General features: G+C 61.4%; 18 protein-coding genes. 3 read left to right on the top strand and 15 right to left on the bottom strand.

Annotated elements, in window-relative coordinates:
- Positions 1–87 precede the first annotated feature (87 nt).
- The 7 genes from JBE38_RS25760 to JBE38_RS25730 form a co-directional block, all read right to left on the bottom strand.
- Complete coding sequence (locus JBE38_RS25760; RefSeq protein WP_234016619.1) at positions 88–2,169, bottom strand: carboxy terminal-processing peptidase; 2,082 nt, start codon at positions 2,167–2,169, stop codon at positions 88–90.
- Between the two features lie 424 nt (positions 2,170–2,593).
- Positions 2,594–3,247, bottom strand: a complete 654-nt coding sequence (locus tag JBE38_RS25755) for an HAD family hydrolase (protein WP_205345441.1) — start codon at positions 3,245–3,247, stop codon at positions 2,594–2,596.
- 30 nt (positions 3,248–3,277) lie between these two features.
- Positions 3,278–4,267 carry an ABC transporter ATP-binding protein gene (locus tag JBE38_RS25750; protein ID WP_090365872.1) on the bottom strand — a complete coding sequence of 330 codons (990 nt, stop codon included), beginning with the start codon at positions 4,265–4,267 and terminating at the stop codon, positions 3,278–3,280.
- Entirely contained in the window at positions 4,264–5,064 is an 801-nt protein-coding gene (locus JBE38_RS25745; protein WP_060756971.1) for an ABC transporter permease, read from the bottom strand. Before JBE38_RS25745 ends, JBE38_RS25750 begins: the two co-directional genes overlap by 4 nt.
- Positions 5,051–5,896, bottom strand: coding sequence for an ABC transporter permease (locus JBE38_RS25740; RefSeq protein WP_090365870.1), 846 nt, complete (start codon positions 5,894–5,896; stop codon positions 5,051–5,053). Before JBE38_RS25740 ends, JBE38_RS25745 begins: the two co-directional genes overlap by 14 nt.
- Complete coding sequence (locus JBE38_RS25735; protein ID WP_060756973.1) at positions 5,893–6,699, bottom strand: alkaline phosphatase family protein; 807 nt, start codon at positions 6,697–6,699, stop codon at positions 5,893–5,895. Before JBE38_RS25735 ends, JBE38_RS25740 begins: the two co-directional genes overlap by 4 nt.
- Positions 6,700–6,916: 217 nt before the next feature.
- The gene (locus JBE38_RS25730; protein WP_060756974.1) at positions 6,917–7,984 is read right to left on the bottom strand and encodes an ABC transporter substrate-binding protein; all 1,068 of its coding nucleotides are present in this window, start codon (positions 7,982–7,984) and stop codon (positions 6,917–6,919) included.
- Between the two features lie 352 nt (positions 7,985–8,336).
- Here JBE38_RS25730 and JBE38_RS25725 point away from each other — a divergent pair, with 352 nt between their 5' ends.
- Positions 8,337–9,050, top strand: a complete 714-nt coding sequence (locus JBE38_RS25725; RefSeq protein ID WP_090365867.1) for a UTRA domain-containing protein — start codon at positions 8,337–8,339, stop codon at positions 9,048–9,050.
- Positions 9,051–9,068: 18 nt separating this feature from the next.
- On the opposite strand, the gene JBE38_RS25720 is transcribed toward JBE38_RS25725, so the two are convergent.
- From JBE38_RS25720 to JBE38_RS25685, 8 genes are read right to left on the bottom strand one after another with little or no spacing between them, the layout of a single operon-like run.
- A complete protein-coding gene (locus tag JBE38_RS25720) occupies positions 9,069–10,025 on the bottom strand; it encodes a metal ABC transporter substrate-binding protein (protein ID WP_205345440.1) in 957 nt (318 codons plus the stop codon).
- Positions 10,025–10,924 (bottom strand): metal ABC transporter permease, encoded by a 900-nt coding sequence (locus JBE38_RS25715; protein ID WP_090365864.1) that lies wholly within the window; start codon positions 10,922–10,924, stop codon positions 10,025–10,027. Before JBE38_RS25715 ends, JBE38_RS25720 begins: the two co-directional genes overlap by 1 nt.
- Positions 10,921–11,667 carry a metal ABC transporter ATP-binding protein gene (locus JBE38_RS25710; protein ID WP_205345439.1) on the bottom strand — a complete coding sequence of 249 codons (747 nt, stop codon included), beginning with the start codon at positions 11,665–11,667 and terminating at the stop codon, positions 10,921–10,923. The genes JBE38_RS25715 and JBE38_RS25710 overlap by 4 nt, the downstream gene beginning before the upstream one ends.
- Positions 11,664–12,584, bottom strand: coding sequence for a metal ABC transporter substrate-binding protein (locus tag JBE38_RS25705; RefSeq protein WP_205345438.1), 921 nt, complete (start codon positions 12,582–12,584; stop codon positions 11,664–11,666). Before JBE38_RS25705 ends, JBE38_RS25710 begins: the two co-directional genes overlap by 4 nt.
- 19 nt (positions 12,585–12,603) lie before the next feature.
- A complete protein-coding gene (locus JBE38_RS25700) occupies positions 12,604–13,164 on the bottom strand; it encodes a DUF6162 family protein (protein WP_205345437.1) in 561 nt (186 codons plus the stop codon).
- A complete protein-coding gene (locus tag JBE38_RS25695; RefSeq protein ID WP_205345436.1) occupies positions 13,161–13,484 on the bottom strand; it encodes a hypothetical protein in 324 nt (107 codons plus the stop codon). Before JBE38_RS25695 ends, JBE38_RS25700 begins: the two co-directional genes overlap by 4 nt.
- Positions 13,481–14,017 carry a thiamine pyrophosphate-binding protein gene (locus JBE38_RS25690; RefSeq protein WP_205345435.1) on the bottom strand — a complete coding sequence of 179 codons (537 nt, stop codon included), beginning with the start codon at positions 14,015–14,017 and terminating at the stop codon, positions 13,481–13,483. Before JBE38_RS25690 ends, JBE38_RS25695 begins: the two co-directional genes overlap by 4 nt.
- Positions 14,017–15,216 (bottom strand): PepSY-associated TM helix domain-containing protein, encoded by a 1,200-nt coding sequence (locus tag JBE38_RS25685; protein WP_205345434.1) that lies wholly within the window; start codon positions 15,214–15,216, stop codon positions 14,017–14,019. The genes JBE38_RS25690 and JBE38_RS25685 overlap by 1 nt, the downstream gene beginning before the upstream one ends.
- Positions 15,217–15,490: 274 nt before the next feature.
- On the opposite strand from JBE38_RS25685, the gene leuC reads away from it, so the two are divergent.
- Positions 15,491–16,909 carry a 3-isopropylmalate dehydratase large subunit gene (gene leuC / locus JBE38_RS25680; RefSeq protein WP_090365852.1) on the top strand — a complete coding sequence of 473 codons (1,419 nt, stop codon included), beginning with the start codon at positions 15,491–15,493 and terminating at the stop codon, positions 16,907–16,909.
- Positions 16,906–17,520: a 3-isopropylmalate dehydratase small subunit gene (leuD, locus tag JBE38_RS25675; RefSeq protein ID WP_205345433.1), complete on the top strand. Its 615-nt coding sequence runs from the start codon at positions 16,906–16,908 to the stop codon at positions 17,518–17,520. The genes leuC and leuD overlap by 4 nt, the downstream gene beginning before the upstream one ends.
- Positions 17,521–17,540: the final 20 nt, after the last annotated feature.

Below are 17,540 nucleotides of genomic sequence, written 5' to 3'. Positions count from 1 at the left end.
CATGGAGCCTGCGGTCCTTCATTTCACGACAGAATGATGTCTATATGATGACACTCCGTAGAGTGTTCAACATTAAATCGCCATCATTTACTGTTTGGCCACCTGTTTGCTGAGCTTGAGGTAGTCCAGCAGGACCCGGCCGGTCTCGGCCAGGTAAGCGTCGTCTTCCGGCTTGGTTTTTTCCGCCTCGGCCGGCAGCGCATCTTCATCTTCTTTCTTCAGTTCCTTGAGCGGGTCTTCGCCCTTGGCCTTGCGGCGGATGTTTTCCAGCACAAGTTGCTGATTTTCGATGTCGGTGTGCTGCGCACGGCGGTCCGCTTCATTGAGGCTGACGGTTTTTTCTTCCATCAGCTTCTTGGCCAGGGCCAGTTTGTCGCGGATGAACACGAACTCGGCATCCTTGGCGGAGCGAGCGTCATGGTCGGCCTTCAACTGCGCCAGGTACGGTTTGTACGGGTCCGAAGCAGGCTTGATGGCCGGGCGGATGGTGTCCCACGGCATGGCTTCGGGCAGGGCGCTCTCGCCGATTTCCTTGGTGTCGATGATCGACGGGAAGTCGATATCCGGCAGCACGCCCTGATGCTGGGTGCTCTGCCCGGAAACCCGGTAGAACTTGGCCAGCGTCAGCTTGAGCTCGCCATGGTTCAGCGGCTGAATGGTCTGCACGGTGCCCTTGCCGAAGGTCTGGCCGCCGATGATCAGCGCACGGTGATAGTCCTGCATGGCACCGGCGAAAATCTCCGAAGCCGAGGCCGAAAGACGGTTGACCAGCAACGCCATCGGCCCTTTGTAGAAGGCCCCCGGGTTCTCGTCTTCCAGCACATCGACACGGCCATCGGCGTTGCGTACCAACACGGTCGGGCCTTTGTCGATGAACAGGCTGGTCAGCTCGGTCGCTTCCTGCAGAGAGCCGCCGCCGTTGTTGCGCAGGTCGATGACCACGCCGTCGACTTTCTCTTTCTGCAGTTCTGTGAGGATTTTCTTAACGTCGCGGGTGGTGCTCTTGTAGTCCGGGTCGCCGGCTCGGAAGGCTTTGAAGTCGAGGTAGAAGGCCGGGATTTCAATCACACCCAGCTTGTAATCCTTGCCATCCTGCTTGAGCTTGAGGATTTTCTTCTGCACCGCCTGGTCTTCGAGCTTCACCGCCTCGCGGGTGATCGACACGATCTTGCTGGTCTGGTCGTTCGGTGCATTGGTGTGCGGAATCACTTCCAGACGCACCACGCTGCCTTTCGGCCCACGGATCAGCTTCACCACTTCGTCCAGGCGCCAGCCGACCACATCGACCATCTCTTTGTCGGCCTGGGCCACGCCGATGATCTTGTCGGCCGGAGCGACTTGCTTGGTCTTGTCTGCCGGGCCCGCCGGCACCAGACGCACAATCTTGACCTGGTCATTGTCGCTTTGCAGGACGGCACCGATGCCTTCCAGCGACAGACTCATGTTGATATCAAAGTTTTCTGCGTTATCCGGCGACAGATAATTGGTGTGCGGGTCGTAGGACATCGCAAAGGTGTTGATATAGGCCTGGAAGATATCTTCGGCGCGGGTCTGATCCAGACGTGCCAGCTGATTCTTGTAGCGCTTGGTCAACAGCTCTTGAATGGCCTTGGGTTCTTTGCCGGCAATCTTCAAGCGCAGCACTTCGTCCTTGACGCGTTTGCGCCACAGGTCGTCGAGGGCGGCGGTGCTGGTCAGCCAGGGTGCGTCCTTGCGATCCACCAGAAGGGTTTCCTTCTGGGTGAAGTCAAGCTTGTCGACGCCTTTGTTCAGCTCTGCCAACGCGAAGTCCAGACGCGCTTTGACGCGGTCCAGGTAGCGCTTGTAGATGGTAAAGCCGGGCTGCAGGTCGCCGCTCTTGAGGAAGTCGTCGAACTGCGTCTTCCACTTGTCGAACTCAGCGATATCGCTGGCCAGGAAGTAGCTGCGCGAGGGATCCAGCAGCTTGAGGTAGCTGTCGTAGATGATCACCGAGCGAGCATCGTCCAATGGCGGCTTGCTGTAGTGATGGCGCTTGAGCAACTCGACGACGTTAAGGCTGGCAATCACCTCATCGCGATCAGGCTGAAGGTTGTCCCAGCTGTTGGCTGCGAACGTATTGGTCGACATCGACGCGAAGCCGAGACCAATGAAAAAAGCGAGGGCGGTGCTGGGGAACAAATGCTTCATGCTGATTCGACGCGGGGGCAATTGATAACGCATATTAGGCCGTCTTTGAGGGAGCCGGTTCCATATGGTCCGGTCGCATAATGCAAAAAGCCCGGCGCTACTGCTACGGGCTCAGTCCGGAGTCACTATGGAGGCACTCTGAAAGCATTGCAAGGCGTTGGAGATCATACGGATTGGTTAGAGGATTCCAGTCCTACCTGTAACGTAGGTCAAGTTCGCCTCTGTGAGTCTGAATCGCGACAGTTTTGAGCCTTTATCTCGGGTTTGACTAAAACCGGGTTGGGGTTGGAATGCGACCCGCCATGTGGGAGGGGGGCTTGCTCCCGATGGCGGTGTCTCAGTGAAGAATGTTTCATCTGATGCCCGCCATCGGGAGCAAGCCCCCTCCCACATGTTGACTGGGATTACAATTCCCGAGGCAGTGTCAGACCCAATGATGGATCGGCCAGCCGGCCTGTTCGGCATGGGCCCGCAGCACCGGGTCTGGGTTCACCGCCTGTGGGAACTCGACTTTGTTCAACAGCGGCAGGTCATTGCGCGAATCCGAGTAGAAGTACGCACCCTCCAGTGTTTCACCTTCCTGTTCCAGCCACTCCAGCAAACGGGTGATCTTGCCTTCGCGATACGTCAGTACCCCCACGGTCTGGCCGCTGTACACGCCATGCTTGATGTCCAGTTCGATGCCCAGCACTTCGTCGATACCGATGCGTGCCGCAATCGGCTTCACCAGGTGGGTGCCCGACGCGGAAATCACCAGGATCCGGTCGCCCTTTGCACGGTGGCGGGCGATGGTCTGAGTGGCATCGCTGTAGATCAGCGGTTCGATCACATCTTCAACCCACGGCTCCACCAGATGCTCGATTTCTTCCGGCGTGCGGCCGATCATCGGCTCCAGGCTGAAATCCATGAAGTCTTCCATGCGCAGCTTGCCTTGGCTGTAGGCGTCCATCAGATCGTTGTTCCTGCGCATGAACGACTCAGGGTCGACCCAGCCCAGCCGGCCCATCTGTTCGCTCCACAGGGTGGCGCAGTCACCGTGGATCAAGGTGTCGTCCAGATCAAAAATTACCAATGCCATCCGTTACGCTCTCTCAAGTCAATCGTTGCATCAGGCTACTTCACACAATGCACTGGGGTCGATGGAAAGTGCCAGGCGCTGCCCATCCGGGTGCAGGTCGTCGGCCGAGCGGTTGAGTACGTCCACCACCAGCTCCACGCCGCGCGCTTCAATGCGGTAGCGAATCACGTTACCCAACAGGCTGTGGCTGCGCACCATTGCGTCCAGCTCGCCGCTGCGGCTCAGTTCGATGGCTTCGGGGCGAATCGCGATGCGCCCGCTGATCGGGCGTTGCAGCAACTGGCTGGCCTTGTCGGCGTCGAGCAGGTTGTAGTTGCCGATAAAACCGGCGGCGAATACGTCCACCGGCGCGGTGTAGAGGGTTTCGGCGTCGCCGCTTTGCACGATCTTGCCCTGGTTCATCAGGAAGATGCGGTCGGACATGGTCAGCGCTTCTTCCTGGTCATGGGTCACAAAGATCGTGGTCAGGCCCAGTTCACGCTGGATCTGGCGGATCTGCTCGCGCAGGTGCTTGCGAATCCGCGCATCCAGTGCCGACAGCGGCTCATCCAGCAGCAACAGGCGCGGGCGGGTCACCAGGGAACGCGCCAGAGCCACGCGCTGGCATTGCCCGCCGGACATCTGGTGCGGGTAGCGGCCGGCCAGATCCTTGAGCTCCACCAACTGCAGCACTTCCTGCACGCGCTTGTGGCTGTCATCGGCGTTGACCTTTTGCATGCGCAAGCCGAAGGCGACGTTTTGCTCCACGGTCATGTTGGGGAACAGCGCATAGCTTTGGAACACCATGCCGATATTGCGTTTCTGCGGGCTCAGCGGAACGATGTCCTGCCCGTCCAGCAGGATTTTCCCACTGTCGACCGAGGTCAGCCCGGCGATGCAGCGCAGCAAGGTCGACTTGCCGCAACCGGACGGGCCGAGCAGGGTGACGAACTCGCCCTTGGCGATCTCGCAGTTGATGTCGCTGAACACCGGGGTGCCTGCGTAGCCTTTTTGCAGATGTTGGACGCTGACGAAGCTCATTGGCTTTTGTCCTTGTTCAAGATATTGGCGGCCCAGGTCAGCACCAGCACAAAGAAGAAATAGGAAATGACGACGGCGCTGGTGAAGTGGCCGCTGCTGTTGCGCATGTTGTTCAGGTACACCTGCAGGGTCTCGTAGCGGGTACCCACCAGGATGTTGGCGAACACGAACTCACCGAACAGGAACGAGAACGACAGCAGCAGCGCAACCATCAGACCCTTGCGCAGGTTTGGCAGCACCACCAGGATCGCCGCCTGCCAGGTGCTGGCGCCGAGCAGTTGGGACGCGTCCATCAGGTCGCGCAGGTTGATGGCCTGCAGGTTGTTGGTGATTGCCCGATACATGAACGGCAACGCCACGGTGAAGTAGCAACCGATCAGAATCCACGGCGTGCCCACCATCGCCAGCGGCCCCGAGCCGTAGAGTTGCAGCAGACCTACCGACGACACCACCGGCGGTACCGCGAAGGGCAGCAGGATCAGGATATTCATCAAGGCGTCGAGCTTGGGGAAGTGGTAATGCACCACGAACAGCAGCGGCAGAATCAGCACCACCGACAGGATCAGCGCGCCCACGCACACCACCAACGACTGGCCGAAGGCCGCCAGGAAGCGTGGGTCGCTCCACAGTTGCACGTACCATTTCACGGTAAACCCGGCGGGCAGGACCGTCGCCGACCAACTGCTGGCGATGGAGTAGACAAAGGTGCCTACCAAAGGCAGCACCAGGATCGCAAACAGCAGGTACACCACGACCCGATGGTAGAGGGAGGCCGGGCCGGCTTCAGCGCGAGACATGGTAGCTCCTCTTGAGCAGCAGTTGATGGACCACGGTGACGACGGTCATCAGCGCCACCAGTACCACGGCCAGGGCGCTGGCCATGTTCGGGTCCAGGGAGATGTCGCCGGAGACCATCGCCGCGATACGAATCGGCAGCACGTTGAAGTTGCCGGTGGTCAGTGCGTACACCGTGGCATAGGCGCCGAGGGCATTGGCCAGCAGGATCACGAAGGTGCCGAGCAGCGCCGGGGTGAGCACCGGCAGGCCGATATGCCGCCAGAACTGCCAGCCGCTGGCGCCGAGCAGCGAAGCCGATTCGCGCCAGTCTTCACGCAATGCGTCGAAGGCCGGGTAGAGCAGCAGCACGCCCAGTGGAATCTGGAAGTAGGTGTAGAGAATGATCAGGCCGGTCTTGGAATACAGGTTGAAGTCCTGAATGATCCCGGCCTGCTTGAGCATGATCGTGATGCTGCCGTTGAAGCCCAGCAGGATGATGAATGCGAACGCCAGGGGCACGCCGGCAAAGTTGCTGGTCATGTTGGCGAATGCCGTCACGAAGTTGCGCAGGGGCGAGTCCACGCGGCGCAACGAATAGCTGCCGAGTACCGAAATGATGATGCCGAACACACTGGAGTAGAAGCTGATCTCCAGGCTGTACTGGATGGCCTGCAGGTAGAACTTCGAACTGAAGATCTTGGTGAAGTTGGCCAGGCCCCAGCCGAACTCCTCCGATTGCAGGCTATTGACCATGACCCACACCAGCGGGGCGATCTCAAACACGATGAAGAACAGCGCAAACGGTACCAGGCACAGGATCGCCAGCCATTTGCCACGGGTTATGGCGTTCACTTCAACAGCTCCCGGCAGACAGGTTTGTCGTGGGGCACACCGAGCAGTTCGCAGACGGTGCCGCACAGTTCGGTTTGCTTGGGGCTTGCCGTGGCACTCAAGTTGAAGGCCGAGCCCAGTACGAACAGCGGCACTTCCCGTTCTTCCGGCAGCAGGCCATTGTGGGAGCGATCGTTGTTCATGCCATGGTCGGCGGTCACCAGCACCTGGCAGTCGGCGTCGAGCCAGCCCTGCAGGTAGTCGGCGAGGATGATGTCGGCCGAGCGTGCGCTGTTGCGGTACGGCGCGCTGTCGAGGCCATGCTTGTGGCCGGCGTCATCTATGTTCATCGGGTGCACCAGCAGGAAGTCCGGTGTGTGCTTGCAGCGCAGGCTTTCTGCGTCGGCAAACAGGTGGGAATCGGGGTAGTGGTCATTCCAGTAGAAATGCCCGTGCTGGATCGCCAGCGCCTGGTCGTCGGTATGACGATCACGGGAGGCAATGAAGGGCGTGCGGTTATACAACTCGCTGACCCAATGGTAAGCCGCCGCCGCAGTGGTCAGCCCGGCGTCGGTGGCGTAATGGAAAATGCTGCGTTGATTGGACAGGCGTGAAACGTTGTTGTGCACGATGCCGCTGTCGATCGGAGGAACACCGGTGAGGATGCACTCATACAGCGGCCGCGAGAGCGACGGTAATTCACATTCCAGTTTGTAAAGCGCTGCGCGTCCTGCGCCGATATAGGCCTGCAGATGCCCCATGGCATGTCGGGCAACCTCGTAGTTCAGGCCGTCGAGCACCACAAGGATGACGTTGTGCTTCATAGGGGGAGAGGCTCCGCAACAGTTGGGCTTGACTCGATTTCTCTGGAGGAGCGGGGTCAATGGTGTGGGAGGGGACTGGCTCCCGTTAGGGGAGGATCAGCCAATGCATGTGTTGAATGACACACCGCTATCGGGAGCAAGCCCCCTCCCACACAAGCCCGCGCCCACATTGGATCTTCAGTGGACATCCAATGGACATCCAATGTGGGTTGAAGCCTTACTGCATATTGATGATGACTTCTTCCTGCCACTTCTGCGGCAGTGCCTTGGAGGTTTTTTCCCAGGCTTCGGCATCTTTGATCGGCGTGACTTTTTTGTACTGCTCGTTCGGCAGCAACTTGGCCTGAACCTCGGCAGGCAGGGTCAGGTGCTCGGCACGGATCGGACGTGCGTTGCCGCGTGCCAGGTTGGTCTGGCCGGCATCGCTGAAGATGTATTCGCGAGTCAGTTTGGCGGCGTTCGGGTGCTTGGCGTATTTGTTGATGATGGTGGTGTAGCCGGAAATCACCGAACCATCCGATGGGATCAGCACCACGTAATCATCCGGGTTGGCCATCTTGGCCTTGTAGCTCAGGCCGTTGAAGTCCCAGACCACGCCCACTTCCACTTCGCCTTTTTCCATGGTGGCGATGGTCGGGTTGGCCAGCGACAGGCGGCCTTGCTTGGCGATTTCCGCAAACATCAGCAGTGCCGGCTGGATGTTTTTCTCGTCGCCACCGTTGGCCAGGGCGGCAGCCAGTACGCCGTTGGCGGCCTGGGCGGCGGTGCTGACGTCACCAATGGAAACCTTGTATTTACCGGTCTTCAGGTCAGCCCAGCTTTTAGGGGCTTCGGAACCGTGCAGCAGCTTTTTATTGACGATGAAGGCGATGGTGCCGGTGTAGGCCAGGGCCCAGTTGCCGTCTTTGTCTTTGGCCCAATCCGGGACCTGTGCCCAGGTGCTCGGTTTGTAGGGTTGGGTCACACCTTGTTTGACCGCGATCGGGCCGAAGGCGGCGCCGACGTCACCGATATCGGCGCTGGCGTTGTCTTTTTCGGCGGCGAACTTGGCGATTTCCTGGGCCGAGCTCATGTCTGTATCGATGTGCTTGAGGCCGTAGGTCTTGGCCAGGTCATCCCAGGTGCCTTTCCAGTTGGCCCAGTCATCGGGCATGCCGACGCTGTTGACGGCGCCTTCCGCTTTCGCGGCGGCTTCCAAGGTTTTCAAATCGGTATCAGCGGCCATGGCGGCGGTGCACATGGCAATGGTCGAGCCTAACAGTGATGCCAGGAAAAGCTGTTTCATCCGAAGCTCCTTTGGGCGTTTTCAACGCTGCGTTTTTTATCGACGTTTGCGGTGGTGTTGGTCTAGGTCAGCAATACCTGAGCCAATCTAGGCGTACTGGATGACAGTTTCATGTCGATGTCGTTTTTACATCCTCGATGTCGCTCACTTCAGACTCAGCGTAGACCATGCTCAAGTGCCCGCAGGCCCTGGACTTGGCCGATGTATTGCAGGGTGTGGAGCAGGGCGGCGGCACGGGTTGTCATCTGCCGGTCATCTGTAGTGCCTACGCTGGCAGGCAGCAGTGGAAGCCCGAATACAGCGCGGTTTATGCACCTGAACGGTGCTGGTCTAGTCCAGATAGGTAACGTTGATGCGTGATGAGGCAATCAAGGCGGTGACATCCATCGGCCTGGCGCTGCAAGAGCAGATCGACCATGGCTTGTTGGCGCCTGCGAGTAAATTGCCCGCCGAGCGCAAGCTCAGCGAGTTGTTTGGTACCACCCGCATTACCGTGCGGGAAGCCTTGTTACAACTGGAAGCCCAGGGCCAGATCTATCGTGAGGAGCGCCGTGGCTGGTTTGTCTCGCCGCCGCGGCTGGCCTACAACCTGATGCAGCGCAGCCACTTTCACGCGATGGTCAGCGACCAGGGGCGGGTGGCGTCGACCGAAGTGATTTCTGCACGCCTGCAACCGGCCTCTGCGGCCGTGTGTGCGTGGTTGCAGTTGCCGGCGCTGTCCAGCGTGATTCAGATTTGCCGGGGCCGGCGCATTGATGGGCGTCTGGTGTTGTATGTGGAGCACTACCTGAACCCGCAATACTTCCCGGGGATCCTGGCGTGCGACCTGAACCAGTCAATGACCGAGCTGTACGCACGCAAGTACGACCTGCATTACGGCCGCGTTCGCTTCGAGATCGTACCGACCTCCTTGCCGGTGGAAGCCGCCGCCGCGTTGCGCGTGTCGGTCGGTAGCCCGGGCCTGCGGATTGCCCGGGTCAATTATGACCAGCATCAGCGGTTGATCGACTGCGACCTGGAGTTCTGGCGGCACGATGCGATCCATGTGGGCGTGGATGTGGTTTAACGGTAGTGAGCGGGCTTGCTAGGGGGCAAGTGCCTTGATCACTTGATCCACATTGCCTTCCAGCTCAGTCACCGGGTCCGCCCCGTCGACTTTCAATACCAGCAATTGCGCACCCCCTGCCGTCACGGCTGTTTGTACGGCTTCGCTCGGCTGACGGTGATGCAGTACCACCGCCACATCGTTGCCCTTCAAGTCGGCAGTGAGTTGCTGCAATGCCTCGGGTGTCCACTCTGCATCAGGCCGTGCATCGGTGTTGAGCACTTCCAGGTTCAGGCTGCTGACCAGGTAGCCGAAATGATCACTCAAGCTGGCCACGCTCAAGTTATCCGCCTTGGCCAATCTGGCCTCGCTGTCGGCGGTGAGCCTGAGCAGGCGCTGCTTGAGGGCGGCGAGGTTGGCGTCGATTGTCGGCTTGGCGGCCGGTGCCAGGCGGCTCAGGTCGGCAGCCATCACGTCGGCCATGCGTCCCATATTGTTGCTCGATTGCCACGGCTGGCTGTTCAGGCCATCGGTAGCGCCTGGCTGTAGGGCAATGCCTGGCAAACCACCGTCCACCGGGCGTGCAGCGTCCACTTCGACGATACGGATATTGCTGCGTCGCGCCACGGGGTAGAGCGGATCATCCGCCCACAGTGAGCGCAAGCCGATGGCTGCGTCGGCGTCCTGCGCCAGGGCATTCAAAGCCTGCGCGCCGCGACCGGTGAAATACGCCACTTGTCGCGAGCCCGGCAGGTTGGCCGGGGCGGCTCGCTCGAGTGTCACGTCGGTACCTTTGAGCAGCACCTCGGCCAAACCGTAGGTGATCGGCAGTGAGGCCAGGACTTTGACCGGCGTCTGGGGTTGGGTCAGGGCGGCATGGCCGAGGCCCTGGTTGACCTTGAAGTGACTGGGGTCGAAACCGTCGACGGCGGCCATTGCCGAGGTGCTCAGCAAACAAGCAATGGCCAGGGTCAGCGGGCGAAAGGCAGGGTGCATTATCCAAGATTCCCTTTGAGGCTGGGCACTGTGCCGCGCGCGATGGCGGCAAAGGCAAAGGCGATGCCGGCCGTCAGAATGATCGCGGCACCGGACGGGATGGGCAGGTCGAAGATGATCGGCAACAGGATGCCGCACAGGGTGCTCACCGTGGCGATCGCCACCGAGACCCAGAAGAACCCTTTGAGCGACTGGCTAAGCAGGCGCGCCGCTGCGGCCGGAATTACCAACAGCGCGCCCACCAGGATCGCGCCGATGACCTTGACCGCCGCTACGGTGATCAGCGTGACCAGGATCACGAACAGATAATCCAGGGTCTTCACCGCCACCCCGCGTACCGCCGCCAGCTGCGGGTTGAAGCTGGCCAGCATGATGCGGTTGTACAACGGCAAGGCCAGGGCCATGACTAGTGCGCCGACGACTGCCAGCACCAGCAGATCATTGCCATTGACGGTCAGCACCGAGCCGAACAGTACGTTCTCCAGAATGTGCACGTTGATCTTGCCCGCCAGGATCAGCAGCAGGCTCGCACCCAACGCCAGCGACACCGAGAGAAACACCCCGATCAAGGTATCCGGCGCGAGGCCCGTGCGGTTGCGCAGGTAGTTGAGCAGGATGCCGAACAGCAGGCAGTAGCCGAACAGTGCGCCATAAGGGCCGGTGTAGGGTTCACCGAGCAGGATGCCCACGGCCACGCCGGTCAGCGCGGCGTGGCCGACGGCTTCGGAGAAAAACGCAAAGCGTTTGACCACCACCAGCGTGCCCAGGCCGCCCAGCACCGGGCCAATGAGCAAACCGGCGAGCAGCGCGTTGACCACAAAACCGTAGGCCAGTGCCTCCGGAAGATAGCCGGAAGAGGCCCAGCCCTGGACCATCAAGCGAAAGGCTTCATAACTCATGGCACCGGGCTCCGCGGGTGGGTGGAGAACAGGCTCAACAGGCGCTCCGGGGTCAGCGCCTCCTTGGGCGTGGCATCAAACAGCACCCGACGGTTGAGGCCGGTGACGCGGTCGGCCAGGCGGCTCACGGCTTGCAGGTCATGTTCGATCCATAACACGGTGAGGCCGCTCAGGCGCCAGTCGTTGAGCAGGCGTTCGAACACCTGGATACCGGCTTCATCAAGGGCTGACATCGGCTCATCCAGCACCAGCAATTGCGGTGCCGGGATCAGCCCCTGGGCCAGCAGTACCCGTTGGCGCTCACCACCGGAGAGTGCGCCCATGCGTCGTTTGCGTTTGTCCTGCATGCCCACCCGCTCCAGCGCTTCGCCTATCGCGCCGGCGTAATGCCTGGACAGGCCGAGAAACGCCGGGCGCCGCTGGCACATGGCAGCCATGAAATCATCGACGGTCATCGGCAAGCCTCGGTCGAACTCCAGGGCCTGGGGCACATAGCCGATGGTGCCGGGCGTGTTCGGCCAGTGCAGGCGCAATTGGCCCTGGTGCGGGGTTTGCCCCAGCAGGGTCTTGATCAACGAACTTTTGCCCCCGCCGTTGGGGCCGACCAACGCATGAATGCTGCCGGGCTGAACCTGGAAGCTCACGCCGTCAAGAATCGTCGTGCGGCCCAGGGTCAACAACACCTTGTCGAAGTCGAGGGTCGGGCCGATGCTGGCCACTTTCAGAGGTTGCGCCGCCGTCATGCGCCTGACTCCTGAATGGCGCGCACCACGGTATCGAGGTTGCGGGTCATTTCCACTTCGTACTTTTCAGGCGTGTAGTCGCCATAGGAGATATGCGACAGCGGGTACAGCTTGACCCCGGACTCGCGCTGGATGGTCTCGACGTAAGTGGACGGGAAATCCATCTCCGAGAAGATCACTTTCACGTCCAGGGCGCGCAGTTCATCGATGGTTTTTTTCAACTGGCTGGGACTGGGCTCGATGCCGTGGGCCGGTTCGACCACGGCGGTGACCTCCAGGCCGAATTCGCGCAACAGGTAGTCATAGGCCGCGTGCACCGTAGCCACGCGCAGGTCCGGGTTGGGCGCGCGGGTCAGCTTGGCCAGGGCGTCGGCGCGCATCTGGCGCAGGCGTTTGCCGTAGGCACGGGCGTTCTGGGTGTAGGTCTTGGCGTTGTCCGGGTCGAGTTTGCCCAGTTCGCGGGCGATGTTGTTGACCTGGGCAATCGAGGCGCTGATGGACAAGAAGGTGTGCGGGTTGACCACCTTGCCGGCGCCACGGGCCGCGTTACCGGTGGCGGCCAGCAACGGCACGTTGGCGTTGGCCTCGATCACTGGGATGTCCGGGCGCTCGCTGGTGGCGATCATGCGGTCGGCAAAATCGTCATGGCCGACGCCGTTGAGCACGATCACGTCCAGAGTGCCGATGCGCTTGATGTCTTCGGCGCGTGGCTCGTAGGCGTGCGGGTTGAAACCGGCGGGGATCAATGGCACCACGTCGGCCTTGTCGCCGACGATGTTGGTCACGTAGCTGTAATAAGGGTGCAGGGTGATCCCGATGCGCAGGCGTTTAGCCGCCTCGGCGTTGGCGAGCGGGGCGAGCACCAGGCTGCAGAGGCCAACCAGCAACAGGCGTAACAGGCGCGATGAAATAGACATGGGTAATCGGTCTTCTCGTTCAGTGACGGTGCTGGCGGGTCACGCCGGCATCGAATTGCGTGACCACCTGCTGCCAACCGGCGGCAATCAGGGCCGGGTCGGTGAGGTCGGAAGGGGCGGCGAGATCGGCTCGGCGGTTGATCCACACATCCGTTTCGGAACCGTGCACACGCATCAGCAATGAGCCGCTGGTGCCGGGCACCTGGCTCAAGCCCAGGTAGGCGGCCGGCTCAAGCAATTGCCAGCGATGGCCGCCCCGGCTTACTGAGCTGGCGTCCTGGGCGAACGGCGCAAAACCTTCTTCGGCCAGTTGTTCGGGCGTCGGCAGGGCGTTCTGCTCTTGTCGCAGCAGTTGGATTTCATCGAGGGTGACCCGCAGGTCGGCGTAGATGCCTTGTTCGGCGGGGCTCAGGTCACGACGGGCATCCAGCTGATGGCTGGGCACCGCGGCCACCTCCTGGGTCTGGCCATGCAGGGACACCACGCTGCCGGCCACTGCCAGGATGACCAGGCACAGCAGCAACACGTAGAGGGTTTCGTGGCCGGCCCCGGCGGGGCGTACAACCTGTGTGGTACTCATTGTGGCTGGATGTCCGCTTGGTCGATTTCGACGACATGGCCGGGGCCGGCGTCAAACAGCACGTAGAATTCGGCGGAAGGCTTCTTGAAGGTCAGGGTCGAGTCCTGGCCGAGCTTGCCGGGCAGCAGGATGGTTTCGTCGTAGCCGATCACATCCAGGGTTACGCCCGGCGCGCCGCTGCCGTCGGAAAAACCGCCTGTGCACTGGATCTGCTCGCCGGGGATTTCCTTGCATTCGCACATCGGGTTGTGGGCTAGCGCCACGCTACTGAAACCGGCGCAAAGCAATAGCACTGCGCGGGAGAAGCGCCTCAACATCATGGTTTGACTCCTTGCTTGTTCAGCCAGGCAATGGTGGCAGGCGAGGCCTGGCTCAGCGGGATGGAACCCTGGTGCATGCTGCCGTCCCAGCCTTCCATGGTGACCCACAGTTCGGCATCGACGGGCGTGCGTTCCGGCACCGGCAACAGCGCGCCCATGCGGTACAACGTACCGAAGAAGATCACCCCGGCGGCCCGGAGGCTGCGCGGTTTGCCGATGCGCAAGTAGGTGGCCTTGACCTGTTCGGTGCACGTGGCGCACAGGGCTGCGTTGAAGAATTTCATCGGGCCGGCCGGGTCCGGGCGTGGGCCTTCGTTGCGAAATTCGGCGAGGGTCAGGCTCCAGGGGCCGACCTGTACTTCCCCAGCCACTCGCTCGCCGATACCGCTGTCTCCGCGAAACAGGGCCGCTTCGGAAAAGTAGCGAGGCATGAACCCCAGCGGTATCAGGATCAGCAGCACATTGAGATAGAAGCGCCACTTCAGCCAGAAGGCCCGCAGTGGCGAAGGGGCAGCCGCGACGACCTTGCTCATCAGTGGCCCTCCGTGGTTTCAGCTTGCAGCACCGGGATAGGCGCCGATTGCCGTGGGGCCTTGGCTTCGCGCTTGAGTGCATGGAGCGTGGCCAGGGCGGTGCGTTTGGTCCAGATCAGCAGGCCGCTCAAGACCATCATGCTCAGCACCAGGCCGAAGAACGCCCAGATCAGTTTGATCCACAGGCCGCCGAAGTCGCCGGTGTGCAGCGGGCGCATGGACTCGGTGACGAACTCCAGCGGGGTACGGTCGGACAGCAGGTGCGAGACACCGATTTCACCGTTGTACGGGTTCAGTTGCGCGGTCTGGAACATCAACGGGTACCAGCCGCGCCCGCCGATCTGCAGATGGCTGTAGGCATTGCCCGGCAGGAACACGAAGGTGGCGTCCAGCCCCGGGATGCGTTCGCCGGCAATCTTGATCGCGTCGTCCAGGGCGATCCTCGGTGCCGGCACGCCGGGGGCCGACAGCGGCACTTTCTCCCGGGCAATCACTGGCACGATGGGTTCGCTGGAGATGGAAATCTGGTTGTCGCCCAGGATCGCCTGGATCAGGAACCAGGTGCCGGTGATGGAAATGACCGCGATGAACCAGATCGACCAGATCCCGCTCAGGCGGTGGAAATCGCCCCAGAAGATCCGGGCGCCGTGGCGGATGCGCAGGGTCGGCCTGAAAAAGCCCTTCCAGAAACGCTTGTACACCACCAGCCCGGTGACCAGCGAGGCCAGCAACGGCAGGCCGAGCAGCGACACCAGGTACCAGCCCCAGCTGTAGCCATTGGTGAACGGCACCAGCCACCAGCCGTGCAGGGCACGGGTGAATTGCTTGAAGTCGAACGCCGGGCTGATGCCCTGGATCGCCCCGGAGTACGGGTTGACGTAGGCCTCCACCGAGCGCCCGTCGGGGTAGGTGAGATCGACGCTCAGGGCGAAGTGCGATTCATCCGGGCGGATGATCGATTGCACGATGACTTGGGGTTCGGCCTGTTTGATCGCGGCGATCACCTGGTCAAAGCTCAGCAGTGGTGCATCCTCCGACGGTTTGCTCGCACGGATATCCGGGTTGGCGAGCCAGACGATTTCCTGGCTGACCACTGCCAGGGTGCCGGTGACGCAGACGATCAGTACAAAGAACCAGATGGGCAATGCCAGCCAGCTGTGGACGAGAAACCAGAGTTTTGAGCGCGACTTCTTCGACATGTGAATGCGGGTCTTGATCGGAGCGGGCGATGGAGGCCCGGAAAAGGCCGGTCGTAGCTTTTGCTGACGCGACGGGCTGTATCTAAGTTAAGACGAATGAGAATGGGAAATCCCTAAGCGGAAAATGAAAGAAAATGTTTCTGGTTCAAATCGCTTGTGTATTTCAAGGCCGAATCGAACACGAAACATGTTCCCAGCTATCACCCGGCTGCCATTGATGGCGCCGGGGCGCTGCGTAGGATGGGCGCACACCGTTGAGTGAGCCCCAGGAAAAATGACTGCCAGAACCCTCTACGACAAACACATCGATGCCCATACCGTGTGTGCCCTGGATGATCAGGGCCATGTCCTGCTGTATATCGACCGCCAGGTGATCAACGAATACACCAGCCCCCAGGCGTTCAGCGGCTTGCGCGAGGCCGGGCGCAACGTATGGCGCCCAGGCACGGCACTGGCAGTGGTCGACCATGTGAACCCGACCACGCCCCAGCGCATCGCGGCGATGCCGGATGCGGGCGGCGCCCGGCAAGTCTCTTACCTGGCGCAAAACTGCCGGGACTTTGGCATCGAGTTGCTGGACATTCTCGACAAGCGCCAGGGTATCGAACACGTCATCGCGCCGGAGCAGGGCTTCATCCTGCCGGGCATGGTGATTGCCGCCGGCGACAGCCACACCACCACCTATGGCGCGCTGGGCGCGTTCGGCTTTGGGATCGGCACGTCGGAAATCGAGCACCTGCTGGCCTCGCAGACGCTGGTTTATAAACGCCTGAAAAGCCTGCGCGTCACCGTCGATGGTGCGTTAGCCAGCGGCCTGACTTCCAAGGACGTGATCATGGCGCTGATCGGCCAGATCGGCGCATCCGGCGCTACCGGTTATGCCATCGAGTTCCGCGGCTCCACGATTGATGCCTTGAGCGTCGAAGCGCGCATGACCATCTGCAACATGGCGGTGGAGGCGGGGGCGCGTGGCGCGTTCATGGCGCCGGATGAAAAAGTCTTCGCCTATCTCAAAGACAAGCCTCGCGCGCCGAAGGGCGAATTATGGGAGCAGGCCCTGGTGAGCTGGCGCCAACTGCATTCGGACGCCGACGCGGTGTTCGATCAGGAAGTGCACTTGGATGCCGGCGCGCTGGAGCCCATGGTCACCTGGGGCACCAGCCCCGACCAGGCCGCGCCCATCGGTGCGCGCGTACCCGACCCGCAAGACGTCGACGACCCGATCCTGCGCCAGGACATGCACCGCGCCCTCAATTACATGGGCCTGCAGGCCGGCATGCCGTTGAGCGATATCGTGATCAGCCATGCGTTTATCGGTTCCTGCACCAACGCCCGTATTGAAGACCTGCGCGACGCTGCCAGCGTGGTGCGCGGCAAACAGGTGGCCGCGCACGTGCGGGCGATGATCGTGCCCGGTTCCACCGAGGTCCGCGACCAGGCCGAGGCCGAAGGGCTGGCGGCGATCTTTATCGCGGCAGGTTTCGAGTGGCGTCAGTCGGGCTGCTCAATGTGCCTGGCCATGAATGACGACGTGCTGGCCCCCGGCGACCGCTGCGCCTCCAGCACCAACCGCAATTTCGAAGGCCGCCAGGGAGCCGGTGCACGCACCCATCTGATGAGCCCGGCGATGGTCGCCGCCGCCGCGATCACCGGCCGCCTTACCGATATACGTGACTTTGGAGACCGCCTATGAGCCTGCAACCCTTTACCTTGGTCACCGGCAAGGCCGCGCCCATGCTGGCGGCCAATATCGACACGGATGTGATCATGCCCAAGCAGTTTCTCAAGGGCATTGACCGCAGCGGCCTGGACCGTGGGCTGTTTTTCGATTTGCGCTTTCTGGCGTCCGGCGAACCCAACCCCGCGTTTGTGCTCAACCAACCGGCCTGGCAGGGTGCGAGTTTTATGGTCGTAGGGCCGAACTTCGGCTGTGGTTCCAGCCGTGAGCACGCCGTATGGGGCCTCAAGCAGATGGGCATTCGTGCGCTCATCGGCAGCAGCTTTGCCGGGATTTTCTATGACAACTGCCAACGCAACGGGGTGTTGCTGATTACCCTGGAGGACGCGGTACTGCACAAGCTCGGGCAAACCGTCAGCCAGCCCGACCAGACGCAGATCAGCATCAACCTGCAGACCCAACAGATCGGCCTGGCGGACGGCCAGGTGATCCCGTTCCAGATCGACACCCTGCGCAAGAACGCGCTGCTACTAGGGCAGGATGCAATCGGCAGTACGTTGCAACGCAGTGATGAGATCCAGGCGTTCGAACGCCGGCACCTCGCGGCCAACCCCTGGCTCAACTGACCGGTCGCAGTTCAAATGGT

It is taken from the genome of Pseudomonas sp. ICBG1301, assembly GCF_016918385.1.
Classification (GTDB): domain Bacteria; phylum Pseudomonadota; class Gammaproteobacteria; order Pseudomonadales; family Pseudomonadaceae; genus Aquipseudomonas; species Aquipseudomonas palleroniana.
This window is presented reverse-complemented; position numbering and strand designations above follow the sequence as displayed.

Excerpts from the sequence above, each read along its gene's own strand:
- JBE38_RS25760 (WP_234016619.1), bottom strand. The coding sequence starts at position 2,169 with ATGAAGCATTTGTTCCCCAGCACCGCCCTCGCTTTTTTCATTGGTCTC.
- JBE38_RS25755 (WP_205345441.1), bottom strand. The coding sequence starts at position 3,247 with ATGGCATTGGTAATTTTTGATCTGGACGACACCTTGATCCACGGTGAC.
- JBE38_RS25750 (WP_090365872.1), bottom strand. The coding sequence starts at position 4,267 with ATGAGCTTCGTCAGCGTCCAACATCTGCAAAAAGGCTACGCAGGCACC.
- JBE38_RS25745 (WP_060756971.1), bottom strand. The coding sequence starts at position 5,064 with ATGTCTCGCGCTGAAGCCGGCCCGGCCTCCCTCTACCATCGGGTCGTG.
- JBE38_RS25735 (WP_060756973.1), bottom strand. The coding sequence starts at position 6,699 with ATGAAGCACAACGTCATCCTTGTGGTGCTCGACGGCCTGAACTACGAG.
- JBE38_RS25730 (WP_060756974.1), bottom strand. The coding sequence starts at position 7,984 with ATGAAACAGCTTTTCCTGGCATCACTGTTAGGCTCGACCATTGCCATG.
- JBE38_RS25725 (WP_090365867.1), top strand. The coding sequence starts at position 8,337 with ATGCGTGATGAGGCAATCAAGGCGGTGACATCCATCGGCCTGGCGCTG.
- JBE38_RS25720 (WP_205345440.1), bottom strand. The coding sequence starts at position 10,025 with ATGCACCCTGCCTTTCGCCCGCTGACCCTGGCCATTGCTTGTTTGCTG.
- JBE38_RS25715 (WP_090365864.1), bottom strand. The coding sequence starts at position 10,924 with ATGAGTTATGAAGCCTTTCGCTTGATGGTCCAGGGCTGGGCCTCTTCC.
- JBE38_RS25710 (WP_205345439.1), bottom strand. The coding sequence starts at position 11,667 with ATGACGGCGGCGCAACCTCTGAAAGTGGCCAGCATCGGCCCGACCCTC.
- JBE38_RS25705 (WP_205345438.1), bottom strand. The coding sequence starts at position 12,584 with ATGTCTATTTCATCGCGCCTGTTACGCCTGTTGCTGGTTGGCCTCTGC.
- JBE38_RS25700 (WP_205345437.1), bottom strand. The coding sequence starts at position 13,164 with ATGAGTACCACACAGGTTGTACGCCCCGCCGGGGCCGGCCACGAAACC.
- JBE38_RS25695 (WP_205345436.1), bottom strand. The coding sequence starts at position 13,484 with ATGATGTTGAGGCGCTTCTCCCGCGCAGTGCTATTGCTTTGCGCCGGT.
- JBE38_RS25690 (WP_205345435.1), bottom strand. The coding sequence starts at position 14,017 with ATGAGCAAGGTCGTCGCGGCTGCCCCTTCGCCACTGCGGGCCTTCTGG.
- JBE38_RS25685 (WP_205345434.1), bottom strand. The coding sequence starts at position 15,216 with ATGTCGAAGAAGTCGCGCTCAAAACTCTGGTTTCTCGTCCACAGCTGG.
- leuC (WP_090365852.1), top strand. The coding sequence starts at position 15,491 with ATGACTGCCAGAACCCTCTACGACAAACACATCGATGCCCATACCGTG.
- leuD (WP_205345433.1), top strand. The coding sequence starts at position 16,906 with ATGAGCCTGCAACCCTTTACCTTGGTCACCGGCAAGGCCGCGCCCATG.